The organism is Urinicoccus massiliensis, from assembly GCF_900120405.1.
Taxonomy (GTDB): Bacteria; Bacillota; Clostridia; order Tissierellales; family Peptoniphilaceae; genus Urinicoccus; species Urinicoccus massiliensis.
Window position 1 is genome coordinate 716,847 of record NZ_LT635492.1, and the last position, 13,986, is coordinate 730,832.

General features: G+C 45.7%; 13 protein-coding genes and 1 tRNA gene. 3 read left to right on the top strand and 11 right to left on the bottom strand.

Annotated elements, in window-relative coordinates; translation table 11 throughout:
* Positions 1-109: 109 nt before the first annotated feature.
* Positions 110-1,222, top strand: a complete 1,113-nt coding sequence (gene rodA / locus BQ7400_RS03870; protein ID WP_072469661.1) for a rod shape-determining protein RodA — start codon at positions 110-112, stop codon at positions 1,220-1,222.
* 69 nt (positions 1,223-1,291) lie between these two features.
* On the opposite strand, the gene BQ7400_RS03875 is transcribed toward rodA, so the two are convergent.
* Complete coding sequence (locus BQ7400_RS03875; protein ID WP_072469541.1) at positions 1,292-2,227, bottom strand: pseudouridine-5'-phosphate glycosidase; 936 nt, start codon at positions 2,225-2,227, stop codon at positions 1,292-1,294.
* Positions 2,221-3,315 (bottom strand): carbohydrate kinase, encoded by a 1,095-nt coding sequence (locus BQ7400_RS03880; RefSeq protein WP_072469542.1) that lies wholly within the window; start codon positions 3,313-3,315, stop codon positions 2,221-2,223. Before BQ7400_RS03880 ends, BQ7400_RS03875 begins: the two co-directional genes overlap by 7 nt.
* Before the next feature lie 128 nt (positions 3,316-3,443).
* Here BQ7400_RS03880 and BQ7400_RS10805 point away from each other — a divergent pair, with 128 nt between their 5' ends.
* Both BQ7400_RS10805 and BQ7400_RS10315 read left to right on the top strand, forming a co-directional pair.
* Complete coding sequence (locus BQ7400_RS10805) at positions 3,444-4,028, top strand: helix-turn-helix domain-containing protein (RefSeq protein WP_009431028.1); 585 nt, start codon at positions 3,444-3,446, stop codon at positions 4,026-4,028.
* A complete protein-coding gene (locus tag BQ7400_RS10315; RefSeq protein WP_245759391.1) occupies positions 3,941-4,870 on the top strand; it encodes an IS3 family transposase in 930 nt (309 codons plus the stop codon). Before BQ7400_RS10805 ends, BQ7400_RS10315 begins: the two co-directional genes overlap by 88 nt.
* Before the next feature lie 97 nt (positions 4,871-4,967).
* On the opposite strand, the gene BQ7400_RS03895 is transcribed toward BQ7400_RS10315, so the two are convergent.
* From BQ7400_RS03895 to BQ7400_RS03935, 9 genes are all read right to left on the bottom strand, one after another.
* On the bottom strand, positions 4,968-7,040 hold the full coding sequence (locus BQ7400_RS03895) for a DUF5693 family protein (protein ID WP_072469543.1): 2,073 nt from the start codon (positions 7,038-7,040) through the stop codon (positions 4,968-4,970).
* Between the two features lie 118 nt (positions 7,041-7,158).
* The gene (locus tag BQ7400_RS03900; protein WP_034438786.1) at positions 7,159-7,731 is read right to left on the bottom strand and encodes a thymidine kinase; all 573 of its coding nucleotides are present in this window, start codon (positions 7,729-7,731) and stop codon (positions 7,159-7,161) included.
* A gap of 42 nt (positions 7,732-7,773) precedes the next feature.
* Positions 7,774-8,049 carry a metal-sensing transcriptional repressor gene (locus tag BQ7400_RS03905; RefSeq protein WP_034438788.1) on the bottom strand — a complete coding sequence of 92 codons (276 nt, stop codon included), beginning with the start codon at positions 8,047-8,049 and terminating at the stop codon, positions 7,774-7,776.
* A gap of 98 nt (positions 8,050-8,147) precedes the next feature.
* Positions 8,148-8,234 (bottom strand) — tRNA-Leu (locus BQ7400_RS03910).
* A gap of 77 nt (positions 8,235-8,311) precedes the next feature.
* Positions 8,312-9,283, bottom strand: coding sequence for an ABC transporter ATP-binding protein (locus tag BQ7400_RS03915; RefSeq protein ID WP_034438790.1), 972 nt, complete (start codon positions 9,281-9,283; stop codon positions 8,312-8,314).
* On the bottom strand, positions 9,273-10,298 hold the full coding sequence (locus BQ7400_RS03920; RefSeq protein ID WP_034438792.1) for an ABC transporter ATP-binding protein: 1,026 nt from the start codon (positions 10,296-10,298) through the stop codon (positions 9,273-9,275). Before BQ7400_RS03920 ends, BQ7400_RS03915 begins: the two co-directional genes overlap by 11 nt.
* 7 nt (positions 10,299-10,305) lie before the next feature.
* Positions 10,306-11,241, bottom strand: a complete 936-nt coding sequence (locus tag BQ7400_RS03925; RefSeq protein ID WP_245759407.1) for an ABC transporter permease — start codon at positions 11,239-11,241, stop codon at positions 10,306-10,308.
* Complete coding sequence (locus tag BQ7400_RS03930) at positions 11,241-12,170, bottom strand: ABC transporter permease (protein ID WP_034438796.1); 930 nt, start codon at positions 12,168-12,170, stop codon at positions 11,241-11,243. Before BQ7400_RS03930 ends, BQ7400_RS03925 begins: the two co-directional genes overlap by 1 nt.
* A gap of 99 nt (positions 12,171-12,269) precedes the next feature.
* Positions 12,270-13,931: a peptide ABC transporter substrate-binding protein gene (locus BQ7400_RS03935; RefSeq protein WP_034438798.1), complete on the bottom strand. Its 1,662-nt coding sequence runs from the start codon at positions 13,929-13,931 to the stop codon at positions 12,270-12,272.
* Positions 13,932-13,986 lie beyond the last annotated feature (55 nt).

Consider the following 13,986-nt stretch of genomic DNA (forward strand, 5'->3'; position numbering starts at 1 on the left):
GGTCTTAGCAGGGGAATTCCTCTGAATTTTCATGGTCTTTTTGCCAGAAAAACTGGTATAATTGTATTTTAGGATAGAAAAGTTTTGAATGATTTTAGAAAGGACCCCTATGAAAAATAAGAAGGGCCGGTTTTTACTCTTTCCCGGCCATAAAATAGATTATCTTTTGCTGGCAACCATCCTGGGCCTCTGCATTTTTGGCCTGGTGGTCTTATCCTCTGCCACCCTAAATATTGACCCTGTGTCCTATGTGAGAAAGCAGGCCCTGGCCAGTGTTTTGGGTTTTGTCTGCCTCTTTATCCTCATGCGGATTGACTTTCGCATCTTTAAAAAATACTACCTGCTGATCTATATCTTGGGAAATATCCTCCTCTTAGCCACCCTGGTCTTTGGCCACGGGGATACATCCTGGGGGAGCCGGTCTTGGTTGAAGCTTGGTCCCATTAACTTTCAGCCTGCGGAATTTATCAAGCTTGGCCTGGTTTACTCCCTCAGTGTCTTTTTAGAAAAAAAAGACGACATCAACCAGCCCTTGCAACTCATCAGCGTCCTGGCCTTTGCCATGGTCCCCATTGGCTTGATTTTACTCCAACCGGACTTTGGAACGGCCATGGTCTTTATCTTTATCATCGCCTCTATGCTTTTTTTTGCCAATGTATCCTGGAAGTACATCCTGGGAGCCCTCTTGGCTGGGATCTTAATCCTCCCCATTTCCTATCCCTTTTTAGATGACTTTCAAAAGGACCGGATCTTGAATTTTTTAAATCCTTCTGCCAACACCCAGGGGTCGGGCTACCAGGCCAACGAGGCCCAAATCGCCATTGGGTCGGGAAAATTTATGGGCAAGGGCCTCTACCAAGGGTCCCAAACCCAGTATAATTTTATCCCCACCAAGCAAACCGACTCCATCTTCCCGGTTTTAGTAGAAGAATTGGGTTTTATTGGCGGTGCCGGCCTTTTAATCCTCTACGCCATCATGCTCTACCGGCTCATGGACATTGCCCGAACCAGCCGGGACCTCTGCGGTCGCTATTTAACCATTGGCTATACGGCCATGTTTTTCATCCATATTTGGGAAAATGTAGGCATGAACATGGGGCTTATGCCCATTACGGGAATCCCCCTGCCCTTCCTCTCCTATGGGGGGACCTTCCAGCTGGTCAACCTCATTGCCCTAGGCCTGGTCCTTAGTGTCCACTACCACAAGAGGGAGGCCCATTAAAATCCTTTAAAGAAAAAAATCCTTGGCCCAAGACTTTACCGTCTGGGGACCAAGGATTTTTTATTGGTCTTATTTATTTAATTTTGCCATTTGGCAGGCCACTTGGGCACCAATTTTTGCATTGTTTTCTACCAGGGCAATGTTGGCCTTGAGGCTGTTGCCACCAGTTACTTCCACAACCTTGGACAAGAGGAAGGGGGTTGCTTCTTTTCCGTGGATGCCTTTTTCCTTGGCTTCAACTAGGGCTTCTTCAATGGCCTTGTTGATGACTTTTTCATCCATGGCATCTTTTGCCGGAATGGGGTTGGTTAAAAGGACCCCGCCATCCAGGCCCAGGTTCCATTTTGCATGGACCAGGGAAGCCACTTCTTGGGGGCTTTCCATGGCATAGTCTACCTTGAAGCCTGAGCGTTCGGTAAAGAAGGCTGGCATGTCTTTTGTTTGGTAGCCCAAAACTGGAACTCCGAAAGTTTCCAGGTATTCCAGGGTCAATCCAATATCCAGGATGGACTTGCAACCTGCACAGACAACCACGATATCTGTTGTGGCTAATTCTTGAAGGTCTCTGGAAATATCAAATGTTTCTTGGGCTCCCCTATGGACCCCGCCGATTCCTCCAGTTACTAAAAGTTTAATCCCTGCCAGCTTGGCTGTCAGGATGGAGGTTGCTACAGTTGTGGCTCCGTTTAAGCCCTTGGCCACCATCATGGGGTAGTCCCGAGTAGAACACTTGATGATAGTCTTGTCTGTGGCCATGAATTCCAATTCTTCTTCTGTCAGGCCCACCTTGATCCGACCATTGATAATGGCTGTAGTGGCTGGAACGGCTCCATTTTCCCGGACAATTTCTTCACAGCGCTTGGCTGTTTCTAAATTTTGGGGATAGGGCATGCCGTGGCTGATAATGGTGGATTCCAAGGCCACAACAGCTTGGCCTTTTTCCAAGGCTTCTTTCACTTCTGGGCTGATGTCCATATGGACTTGTAAAAATTCTTTATTTAACATTCAAATACCTCCTCGATTTCTCTTTTGATTTTTTCCGTTGACATTTCTTCTGTATTGGTTTTTTCTGACTTTAAGGCCAGACGACTGGCTCCCATGGCAAAGTAAAGACTTTCCTTAAGAGACTTGTCTTGACCCAGGCCATGGGCCAGGCCTGCTGTAAAGGCATCTCCTGCCCCTGTAGCATTTTTTACCTCCAGGTCCTTGCCCTTTAAGTGGATGACTTGGTCCTTGTGGAAGGCCCAGGCTCCTTCCTTGCCGGCAGTAATGACCAGGTAGTCCAGGCCCCGGTCCAAAAGGGTCCGAGCCAGTTTTGGATAGTCTTTAGCCGATTGGACTTCCAAACCGGCCAAGGCTGCTGCCTCGTATTGGTTGACCTTTAAGAGGTAGACCTTGTCCAAATAATCCTGGATCTTCATAACCTTGATGCCGCTAACCCCGTCAATAATATATTTTTGGGGGACCTTTTTTAGCAAATAGGCCAAGCTTGCCTGGGGCAAGTTGGTGTCCAAGACCACATAGCTGGCATTTTCGATAAACTTCCTATGCTGGGTCAATTTTCGAACAGTGAGTTCCTCTACCAGGGCCATGTCGTTAATGGCTGTCAGCATGTCCTTGTTTTCATCCAAGATTTCCAAGTAGACGGGACTCTTCCGTCCCGGCATGATATAGGATTTTTCATAGGACAGCTGGCCTCCCAAGTGGCCTTGGTCCATGATGACCCGGCCCCAATGGTCGTCTCCCAACATGCAAATCATGTAGACCTGGTTGGATAGTCGGGCCAGGTTTTCAGCAATGTTGCGTCCGACTCCTCCGGGAGAAGACTGGATGAAGCCCAGGTTGGAATCCTTCATCTTTAAAACCGACTGGGGAATCCCCCTTAGGTCTATGTTGGCTCCTCCAATAACTACAATGTAGGGATCTTGGCGGAACAAGTAACCCCGTCCCAGGATATAGCCTTTTTTCATTAAATTGTTGATATGGGCAGCGACGGATGAACGTTCAATATTTAATCGCTGGGCAATTTCTTTTTGACTCATTCTGGGATTTTTTTTAATTAATTCCATGACTTCTTCTTCTCTTGGTGTCATTTGTCGCCTCCTTATAACTTATGTTTATATTATAATCTTTTGTTTAAACTAAGTCAAGAAAAATCCCCAACTTCTTGCACTGACCCCCAAAAGTTGGACCAAGAAATCCAACCTTTGGGGGTCTTTTAATGGCAAAATACAGTTACGAATTGAAGAAGAAAATCGTCGAGGAGTACTTGTGTGGTAAAACAAGTTATCAAGCCTTAGCAATGAAATACCAAATCGAGAAGTCCGTTCTCAGGCTATGGATTAGCAATTACAAAAATTATGGCGATGAAGGCTTAATGCGCTCTAGAAATAATCGTGCGTATAGTGTAGAGTTTAAGTTAGAAGCCATTACACGCTATGAAACGAGCGAATGCAGCTACCGACAACTTGCCCTCGAACTCGGTTTGACGAATCCGTCCATGATTGTCAATTGGCGAAGACAGTACCGAGAGAAGGGCATCGAGGGGCTGCTCCCGCACAAGCGAGGGAGACCTGTGACAAAGAAAAATGACCACAACCAACCACCAAAAACTGTAAAGAAAAGCGAATCCATCGACGCCTCCACACGCGAGGCATTGGAAAATCGCATCAAAGAATTAGAGGCAGAAAATCGGAAACTTACCATTCAAAAGATGTTCTGGGAACAGCTCAGGAGTTTGGAGAAAGAAGAAGCAATGAACAAAAGGCGAAGATTGTCTCCAAACTCCGAGAACAATTCCAACTAACAGAGATTCTTGCCGCCATCCATTTCCCAAAGTCCACCTTTATGTATTGGCAGAAAAAATGGTCCGAAGAAGACAAGAATCAATCCTTAAAAGACGAAATCCTTGCCATTCGGAGCCAACACAAAGACTATGGTTATCGCCGCATTCATCTGGAATTAAAGAACCAGGGTCGGGTGGTGAACAAAAAGAAAGTACAACGACTAGTTCAAATCATGGGCCTTCAAGTCCACTCCTATGGCAGGAAATACAAAAAATACAACTCCTACAAAGGAGTCGTGGGCAAAATCAAGAAGAACCGAATCAACCGCCGGTTCAATACCTGCATCCCCTTGCAAAAAATCACCACCGACACCACGGAATTCAAATACTATGAAGAAGATAAGACCGGGAAACTTCAAACAAAGAAACTCTATCTCGATCCCTACATGGACATGTACAACCTGGAAATCATCAGTTACGTCCTATCCGATCAGCCCAATGGAGTCACCATGCTGCAAGGTTTAGAAGTAGCCATTGAGCGAACAAAGGCCTGTCCTTATCGACGGACCTTTCACTCCGATCGTGGTTGGGGATACCAAATGACCACATACCAAGCCATGTTAGAAAAACATCATATTTTCCAAAGTATGTCAAGAAAAGGCAACTGCTATGACAATGCACCTATGGAAAACTTCTTTAGCTTATTGAAAAGAGAAATCTACTATGGCCACAATTACCGTAGTCGTAAAGAACTGGTGCAGGCAATTGAGCAATATATCCGTTATTACAACGAAGATCGAATCAAAGAAAAGTTAGGAGGTCTAAGTCCAAAACAATACCGTGAACGCATGCAATCCGCATAGAACGAATATTATGTAAAAACAAAATCGAGCAAGCGAAATGCTTACTCGATTAGGTCCAACTTTATGGGGTCACTCTATCTTATTGGGGATTTAAACTTTATTGCTTATGAACTTGGTCGTAGTTGTGGTAGCGCCGGTAGAGAAGGTGGGCCAGGCAAAATAGGATCCCTCCCACTAAAAGGGCACCAAGATATTCAATGCCCACCCGGGCAAAGGACATCATAAGAGGGGTCCGGATATGGGAGAAAGTGTTGGTAATGTCTACCATGCCAATGGCTGCCAGCATAAAGCAGATAAAGGCGTAGACCTTGCCCAGGTTCTTGTGGGCCCCATAAACCAAGAGGACAATGGCCGGGAAGCCAATAAAGACTGCCTTGGTTCTAGGCCGGGCATAAAAGAGATTTTCAAAGAGGTTTCTCACAAGCAATTCCACACCGGGCACCTTGGAAGAGGTATTGCCCCCTCTTAAGAGAAAGATGCCCAGGACAATAACTCCCATCCCTGCCAGGCAGGCCTGCCAAATTTTTACATCCGACAAGAGCAGGTCCCTGCACAGGGGGTAGCCCATTTTTTGACCCTTTTCCAGGTAGATTTTTCTAGCAAAAATCAATAGGGCCAGGGCCAGGGGTAGGACTTGGGAAATTTTTACCCCCCGGAAGATGTTGATTTCCATCATATAGTCTGTTGAGGCTAAAAAGACCACTTCATTTAGGGCCCCAATCATGGAAATACCTACAGCCAGGGCCAGGGTCCAGGCCCCTTGGCCGTAAATTTTTGCCAATCCATCTTGAGGTCTTGCCTCCTTAATCCGATCATAGGTCCCGGCTAAAAAGGCCAGGGCCAGGGAGGGGAAGACGATGATGTTGGCCAGGTTAAAAATCAAGTCTCCAAAAGAAGTGGCCTTGTTGAGGCCAAAAATTCCAAAGGCCAGGCCGGATCCCAGGATGAAAATTCCTATTTTCAAGAATTTTTTCAAGCCAAAAATTTGGTCTAGGAGGAGGATCCCCCCAAGAACAGTTAAGATAGAGGGTAAAATCTTATAGACCTCTGCCACCTTGAAATTATCCATGCCTTGGACTTGGCCCTTTTGGTAGTGCATATTTTCCAGGCGTTGGTTGAGAGACCCCAAGACATGGGCATAAACTTGGCTGTCAGGAAGGGTCAGGTTATTTTTCATAAAGGGCTTGGTCATGACCATGGCCATATTTCTTTCAGAAATGGCCCGGTAGTAGACATTGGTCAGCTCTTCCCCATGGTGGTGGAAGGGGATTTCATAGTCATAGTGCTTTTGTAAAAAGTCCCAGGTAATGAGGCAGCGGGCCTTTTTTACATCGCTACGCTTGATAAAATCCTCTCCCCCCTTCAGGGGCATGTTTCCTCTTTGGGTAATGTCTTCCATCAAGACTAGGGCCAGGTTTTTTTCAGCCAAAAATTGGGCAAAGCGGTCTTGGAGGTCTTGGGGTTTGTCCAGGCCGGCCCCATAGAGGGTGTTGCCGGGAAAGAGGACAAAGTGTTGGCCACGGCTTAAATCTTCCAGGCTGGCCATAAAGCGGTCCATGGATTTTTCATCATCTTGGACTCCGGCAATAAAGGTTGGGGTCAAGTTGACATTTAAATTTGGAATGGCCTTGAGGCTTTCCACCAGGTCCTTTTGGTAACCAAGACCTACATATTCTAGGATGGAAGTCTTTTCTCCCCGGTCCGACATCTTGTCCTTGATCAGGTTTGTGGCTTCTTTCCGGACTAGGACCAGGTCCTTGGCCTTGCCTTGGATTTCAATTTCTCCTGGACCCAGGTCCTTAATTTCCCTTTCCTCTTTCAGGCACTTGAGGCCCTCCTTGATAAAGGCCAATTCTTCATTGGACCCCTTGACCCGGAGATTGATTCCATTCATAGACGTTTCTATGGTGGATTCGGGGTCCACCTTAAGGGAGTTAATGGTGGCTTCCCCTACCGTTACTGTTGTTGCTCCGGCCTGGGCCAACTCCTTGAAATAGTCTTGAACAGACTGGCCCTGGGCAAAGGCCTGGGACTTAAAATCCTCGTAGTTCACCAGGGTTTCATAGGCCCTATAGTTTTTTTCCACAGCCATCCTCTGGCCCAGGATGGGTAAAACAAAAGCCAACCATAGGCACAAGAGCAAGGCTCCGGCTATTTTTTCTTTTTTCATGTCTTCTCCTTTTCACAAGTCACTTTAAACCTAAGTCCTATTATAGCAAAATCTCCAGGCTCTTGCTAAAAAACTTTCCCTTCCGGTCTTTTCCATAAAAAAACCCCGGTCCGGGGTTTTATTCCTTGGTCTTCATTTTTTCATAGCAGGCCCTGCAAAGGGGTTCGTATTCGTCAATGGCCCCCAGGACTACCCGGCTGGTCTTGCTGCTTTTCCGGTGGCTGACCCAGGCATCGGACCCGCAACAGGTACAAACGGCATGGTGCTTGTAGACGTAGTCGGCCCGGGGCATGAGTTCCTTGATAATTTCAAAGGGGACTTTTTGGTAGTCCATATCCAAGCCCGCTACAATAATGGTAATTCCCCGGTCCAGGATCTTGAATAAGACCTCCACCACCCTTTGGGGGTCCGGGTCTATAAATTGGATTTCGTCAATTCCCACGACATCCAGACCCTTTTCTTGGACCATGGCCTCTAGATCGTCAATGGTATCCAGGGGGTAAGCATGGGTGGCCTCTTGGTCGTGGCTCATAATCTCATTTTCCCCACAACGACTGTCCATCCTGGGTTTAAAAGCACAGACCTTGTAACCCGCTATGGAAAACCGCTTTAAGTCTTTTTCTAAACTTGATGTCTTTCCGGAAAACATAGATCCCGTATGGACGATTAACCTTCCCTTGTACTGGTGCATTCTAACCTCCCTGCAAGAAAAGACTTGCCCCTAAGGCAAGTCCTATTTCATATTTGCAAAACGTTCCACGGCCTTGGTGAATTTTTCCACCGTTAAATCCACATCTCCATGGGTCAAACCATCCTTGACGCAGTGTTTAATATGGCCTTCCAGGATGAGCTTCCCGGCCCCATGAAGGGCGGATTTAGCCGCATTAATTTGTGCCAAAATATCCTCACAAGGCACATCTTCATCCACCATCCGGTTGATGGCTTGCACTTGGCCTACAATCTTATTCAACCGCCGGTGTAAATTGTCCGAATCCATGCATTGCTTCATGACTTCCCTCCTAGCTCTTGTCTAATCTCCTCCAAGTCCTAATCAAGGACTATGGTAAAAAAGCTCTAAACACATGGCCTGCATTTAGAGCTTATCTTTGGTGCCGGAGGCGGGATTTGAACCCGCACGGTGTTGCCACCGCTGGATTTTGAGTCCAGTACGTCTGCCAATTCCATCACTCCGGCAAGTACCATAGTAGTATATCATACCACCATGGTCTTTGCAATATATTTATCTTTTCTGTGCCCTTAGAAAAAATGAATTATAATTTGTTAATTTCCTTCACCTTGAAACAGGCTACATAGTGGTTTTCTTTAACCTCTTCCATAACAGGGTCCTTGCCCCGACATTGGTCGTCACTGTAGGGACACCTGTCTACAAACCGGCAGCCCGGCTTGGGATCAATGGGACTGGGAACATCCCCATCCAGCTTAATTCTTTCCCTAGACCGTTGAAGTTCGGGGTCTGCCACAGGAATGGCAGAAAGTAAGGCCTTGGTATAGGGGTGGAGGGGACCTTCATAGAGGTCTTCACTGCTGGCCAACTCCATCATTTGTCCCAGGTACATTACCCCTACCCGGTCGGAAATATAGCGAACCATGGACAGGTCATGGGCAATGAATAAAAGAGTCAGGCCCAATTCCTTTTGCAGGTCCTTTAAGAGGTTGACAATTTGAGCCTGGATACTTACGTCCAGGGCGGAAATAGGTTCATCACAGATGATGAACTTGGGTCTCAAGGCAAGAGCCCGGGCAATCCCGATTCTTTGCCTTTGCCCACCGGAAAACTCATGAGGAAACCTTTGGGCGTGTTCTTCAGAAAGCCCAACCAGTTCCAAGAGGTCAACAATTCTTTGATAACGGTCCTTGCCCTTAAGGGTCCCATAGATATCCAGGGGTTCCCCAATAATGTCCTCTACAGTCATCCGAGGATCCAAAGAGGCATAGGGGTCTTGGAAAATCATCTGCATGTCCTTACGGACTTCATGGAGGTTCCTTCCCTTAAGCTCGTAGATGTTGACCCCGTTAAACTTAACCTCTCCCTCTGTAGGTTCATAGAGACGGAGGATGGTCCGGCCTGCTGTGGATTTCCCACAACCAGACTCCCCTACCAAGCCGAAGGTTTCCCCTTCATAGATAAAGAAGTTAATTCCATCCACTGCCTTGAGGTTTCCCCCGCCAACATGGAAGTATTTTTTTAAGTTTGAAATTTCAACAATCTTGTTATCCTTCAACTTTAGCACCTCCTTGTGGACAGTCCGGGTGGTTTAACCAACAGCGACTGCAGTGTTGTCCATAGTGGTTTTCAAGTTCAGGCAGTTGGTCCCGACAAATGACCATAGCTTGGTCACAGCGGTCGTAAAAAGAACAGCCCTTGGGTGGTTTATAAAGATCCGGAGGAGTCCCTTCAATGGAATGAAGAACTTCCGATTTTTCCATGTTAATCTTAGGAACAGCCGCCAACAATTTTCTTGTATAGGGGTGCTTGGGGTCTTTAAAGATTTCTTCCACAGTTCCCTTTTCCAAAATTTGGCCTGCATACATAACGATGACCTCATCCGCCATGTCTGCCACAACCCCCAGGTCGTGGGTAATGAGGATGATGGAAGTCCCGAGTTCATCGTTTAATTTTTTCATCAGGTCCAAAATTTGGGCTTGGACCGTTACGTCCAAGGCCGTTGTCGGTTCATCGGCAATTAAAAGTTCCGGTTTGGATGCCATGGCCAGGGCAATCATAACCCTTTGCCGCATCCCACCAGAGAATTCATGGGGATATTGTTGGATCCTCCGTTCCGGTTGGGGAACGGCAACAAGTTCCAACATTTCAATGGCCAACTTTTCTGCCTCCTTGGCAGAAATTTTCTTGTGGCGACGGACCCCTTCCACGATTTGCTTACCCACCTTCATGGTTGGGTTTAAAGAAGTCATGGGGTCTTGGAAGACCATGGAAATCTTATTTCCACGAATATCCATCATTTGCTTGTTGCTATACTTTAAAAGGTCTTCCCCCTTAAAGAGGATTTCCCCAGCCTTGTATAGGACCGGAGGCTTGGGTAAAAGTTGGACAATGGAGTTGGCCGTAACACTTTTCCCGCAGCCAGACTCCCCTACAATGGCCAGCTTAGAGCCTTTTTTCAAGTTAAAAGAAATATCTCGAACAGCCTCAACTTCTCCGAAAAAAGTTTGGAAAGAGACAGCCAAGTTTTTAACTTCTAAAATATTTTCGAAATTTTCCTTGTTTTCTACCATGGCAATCCTACTTTCTCAATCTTGGGTCTAAAGCATCTTGTAGACCGTCACCGAAGACGTTAAAACTAAACATAATCAGTGAAATAAACAGGGCTGGCAACAACATTTGATAGAAGAGGCCAATCCCCATTACTTCCAAACCATCTGTAGCCAAAACCCCTAGGGATGGTTGGGGTGGTTGCAGACCCAGACCCATAAAGGACAGGGTTGCTTCGGCAAAGATAGCCCGGGGAACACTTAGGGTGATGTTAACCAGGATGGGGCCCAGGGTATTGGGGATGATGTGCTTGGTTAAAATATGCTTTTTACTTCCCCCCAAGGACTGGCTGGCCAGGCAGTATTCATTTTCCCTTAATTGGAGAACCTGACCCCGGACCATAATGGCCATGGGAACCCAACCTGTAATGGACATGGCTAAAACCAGGGTGTACAAACTAGCCCCTTGGTCTTTCCCCATGGTTACAGAAATCAAAATAACAATCAACATATAGGGGATGGCATAGGCAATTTCAGCAATCCGCATCATAAGCGTATCGACTTTTGAAGAAGCCATACCGGCAATCCCACCGTAGCTAACCCCAATGACAAAGTCCATGGCAGCTGCCAGGATCCCAATTAAGAGGGAGTAGCGAATCCCGAAGCAAATCCGGGTAAAGAGGTCCCGACCCAGGGTATCTGTCCCAAACCAATATTGGCCGTTAGGCTCAATATTCATGTGGGTCAGCTCTTGTTGGAAGTAGCTGTAGCCGGAAATTTGTGGCCCTAAAAAGGCCATAATCAACATCACAACAATTAAGAAGAAGCCAAACATGGCCAGCTTGTTTTGTAAAAGGCGGCGCAAGACATCCTTCCAAAAACCAATGGTTGGACGGGTAATCTTGTCGGCGTCATCTTTGCGATCTGCCGGAGCAAAAAGTTCTGCAGGTATTGGTTTATTCGTCATCATGAACTTTTCCCTCCTAGCTTAATTCTCGGGTCTACCACAACATATAGAACATCCACAATTAACAGCATTAAGATTAAAATAGCTGAATAGAAGATTGTGGTCCCCATAATCAGGGTGTAGTCCCGGTTGATAATAGAGGTAACAAAGAAGTTACCAAGGCCGGGAATCCCAAAAATCTTTTCAATAACAAAAGATCCTGTCAAGAGGCCGGAAATAGTGGTCCCCATTTGAGAGACAATGGGTAAAATGGCATTACGAACAGCGTGTCCCATAATGACACGGAAGTTGTGCAGACCTTTTGACTTGGCCGTTTTAATATAGTCTTGACCCAGAACCTCCAACATGGATGACCGCATCATCCGGGCGGAAGAAGCCATGGGCATAAAGGACAGGGCTATACTGGGTAGGATGGTATGGGCCCAGGTCCCCCAGCCTGCAATGGGCAAGAAAGAAACCTTAGACGCCACAAACTGGATAAAGAGGGTCCCTAAAACAAAAGAGGGTACACTAATCCCGATAATAGCCAAAATCATCATCAAATAGTCTGGAAACTTATTTTGGTAGAGGGCCGCAATAGAACCCAGGGCCGGTCCAATAATAATGGAAATGACAAAGGCCTGAAGGCCCAATTGTCCCGATACCGGAGCCCCTCTGGCAATCATTTGATTTACATTTTCTGCCTTGGACTTCATGGATTCCCCAAAGTCTAATTTACAGACATTCTTTAAGTAAATTACATACTGTTCACTTAGGGGGCGATCAAGTCCGTACCGTGCACGCAAGTTGTTATAAACCGTTACAGGCATCCGACCGTCCTTGGCAAAGGGGTCGCCTGGAATGGTGTGCATCAGTAAAAAAGTAATGGTGATAATCACCCACAGTGTTACAAGAGAGATTAAAAACCTCTTCAACACAAATTTCTTCATTATCTATCCTTTCTCTAAGGGCTTGTGTGTCAACTTTAAATGTAAAGTAGAGAATCGGTAAGCGATTCTCTACTTTATCTTTACAATGAAATTCGGATTTTATTTTGCGTCCGTTATTTCTGCATAAGTTAAGAATGGTTGATTCATCATGGTCGTGTAGATTCCCTTAACATTTGGTTTTGTTACATATGGTGCAGTATAGAAGTATACTGGAATAACCGGTTTGTCTCTCATTAAGATTTTTTCAGCTTCCTTCATGGAATCCATACGTTCCTTAGAATCAAGAGCTGTCTTTGCAGTCTTGATTAACTTGTCAAATTCAGGATCTCCCCATCTGGAGTTGTTTTGTGGGTTTCCTGTAGTGAATAAGTCAAGCATAGTCATTGGGTCTGCATAGTCTCCAACCCAACCTGCACGAGCAATTGTGAAGTCTCCTTGACGACGACGGTCAATTAGAGTTTGGAATTCCATGTTTTCAAGTTTCATAGAAATACCAAGTTTGGAGTTCCACATTTCTTGAATTGCTTGGGCGATTTTCTTGTGGTTTTCATCGGTGTTGTAAACAATAACCAGACCATTCAAGTCGTCCTTGGTCATATTTTCTTCTGCCAGACCTTCTTCAAGAAGTTTTACTGCTTCTTTGTCATCCATCTTAATTAGGTTGCCGTTGGCTTCACGGAAGTCCTTGTCAGCATCATCTTTTAAACCATAGGGTACCATTCCTTCAGCAGGAACTTGGCCAGATTGGGTGATGTTTTCAACAATGGACTTACGGTCAATAGCTAGAGATAGAGCTTCACGAACCTTTGCATTGTTCAAGGGTTTTTTCTCTGTATTGATTTCATAGTAGTAGGTTGCCAATTGGTCTGCAATTGTTAATTCAGGATTCTTTTCTTGTTTTAACTTATGAACAATGGTAGTTGGCGGATTGTATAGGAAGTCATATTCGCCACCTTCATATCTTTGCCAAGCTGTGTTTTGGTCTTCAATGACATCAAAGTGGATTCCAGCTAACTTAACCTTGTCTGCATCGTAGTATTGGTCGTTTTTAACAAGTTCAATGGCTTCGTTATGTTTCCAATCAACACACTTGAAGGCACCATTGGATACCAATAAACCGTTCTTGGGATCTTTTGCCCAATCCGGATTTGCTTCAACTGTTTTCTTTTGTACTGGATAGTAGGTGTAGAAAGCAGTTAGGCTTGGGAAGTATTCAGTTGGTGATTCAAGAGTTACTTCCAGGGTCTTGTCGTCAAGAGCCTTAACCCCAACTTGGTCAACAGTAGCTTTTCCATTGTTGTAGGCTTCCCCATTCTTTAAATAATAAAGTTGGTAGGAATATTCACTAGCTGTTTCTGGATTTAAAACCCTCTTCCAAGCAAATTCAAAGTCTTGGGCAGTTACAGGGTCTCCATCGGACCATTTTGCATCGTCCCGAAGGGTAAAGGTGTAAGTTAAACCGTCGTCAGAAACCTTCATTTCTTTGGCAACGCCTTGAACAATTTCACCTTTTTCGTTGTACTTCATAAGACCTTCATACATATGTTGCATTGGGAAGGAGTCGTGAGTACCTGTTGCTAAAGCCGGGTCTAGGGTTCCCGGTTCAGAAGAGTTGTTTGTACGTAAAATTTTTCCTTCTGCAGCCTTATCGCCTGCAGCTTCTCCACCTGCGTTGTTGGCTTTACCGCCGCCTCCGCAAGCTGTTACAAGCATTACTAGTGCCAATAACATGGTGACAATTCTCAAATTGCGTTTCTTCATAGTTTTCCCCCTTTTTTCTTTAACATACTAAAAGATCTATCTTCTAGTAGGTGTT

Excerpts from the sequence above, each read along its gene's own strand:
- BQ7400_RS03900 (WP_034438786.1), bottom strand. The coding sequence starts at position 7,731 with ATGCACCAGTACAAGGGAAGGTTAATCGTCCATACGGGATCTATGTTT.
- BQ7400_RS03930 (WP_034438796.1), bottom strand. The coding sequence starts at position 12,170 with ATGAAGAAATTTGTGTTGAAGAGGTTTTTAATCTCTCTTGTAACACTG.
- BQ7400_RS03875 (WP_072469541.1), bottom strand. The coding sequence starts at position 2,227 with ATGTTAAATAAAGAATTTTTACAAGTCCATATGGACATCAGCCCAGAA.
- BQ7400_RS03925 (WP_245759407.1), bottom strand. The coding sequence starts at position 11,241 with ATGACGAATAAACCAATACCTGCAGAACTTTTTGCTCCGGCAGATCGC.
- rodA (WP_072469661.1), top strand. The coding sequence starts at position 110 with ATGAAAAATAAGAAGGGCCGGTTTTTACTCTTTCCCGGCCATAAAATA.
- BQ7400_RS03920 (WP_034438792.1), bottom strand. The coding sequence starts at position 10,298 with ATGGTAGAAAACAAGGAAAATTTCGAAAATATTTTAGAAGTTAAAAAC.
- BQ7400_RS03935 (WP_034438798.1), bottom strand. The coding sequence starts at position 13,931 with ATGAAGAAACGCAATTTGAGAATTGTCACCATGTTATTGGCACTAGTA.
- BQ7400_RS03880 (WP_072469542.1), bottom strand. The coding sequence starts at position 3,315 with ATGACACCAAGAGAAGAAGAAGTCATGGAATTAATTAAAAAAAATCCC.
- BQ7400_RS03905 (WP_034438788.1), bottom strand. The coding sequence starts at position 8,049 with ATGAAGCAATGCATGGATTCGGACAATTTACACCGGCGGTTGAATAAG.
- BQ7400_RS10805 (WP_009431028.1), top strand. The coding sequence starts at position 3,444 with ATGGCAAAATACAGTTACGAATTGAAGAAGAAAATCGTCGAGGAGTAC.
- BQ7400_RS03895 (WP_072469543.1), bottom strand. The coding sequence starts at position 7,040 with ATGAAAAAAGAAAAAATAGCCGGAGCCTTGCTCTTGTGCCTATGGTTG.